Origin of the sequence: uncultured Ferrimonas sp. (assembly GCF_947489035.1) — a bacterium.
Taxonomy (GTDB): domain Bacteria; phylum Pseudomonadota; class Gammaproteobacteria; order Enterobacterales; family Shewanellaceae; genus Ferrimonas.
The window spans coordinates 1-211 of the sequence record NZ_CANLCI010000103.1; the positions used below are offsets into that span (position 1 = coordinate 1).

The following is a 211-nucleotide window of genomic DNA, read 5'->3' on the forward strand; positions in this document are numbered from 1 at the left end:
CCAGCGCATCAACGGTGGGGTTGTCGGCCAAGTCGAAGGTCCAAGTGCCGTCGGCGTTGACCACGAAGGTGCCGTAAGCATCGTTGATGGTGTTGGCGTTGAAGGCCAAGTCTGGGTTGTCGGCGTCGCTTGCCGTCAGGGTGCCACCGACTGGGGTTACGTCACCCTCAGTAACCGCGTCTTCTGCATCGGAAATGATGGGCAGATCGTC

The 211-nt window shown here is 60.2% G+C and carries 1 protein-coding gene; it reads right to left on the bottom strand.

Annotation, left to right across the window (positions count from 1 at the left end):
* A partial coding sequence (locus Q0796_RS18270) for a VCBS domain-containing protein (RefSeq protein WP_298445928.1) occupies positions 1 to 211 on the bottom strand: 211 nt, incomplete at both ends.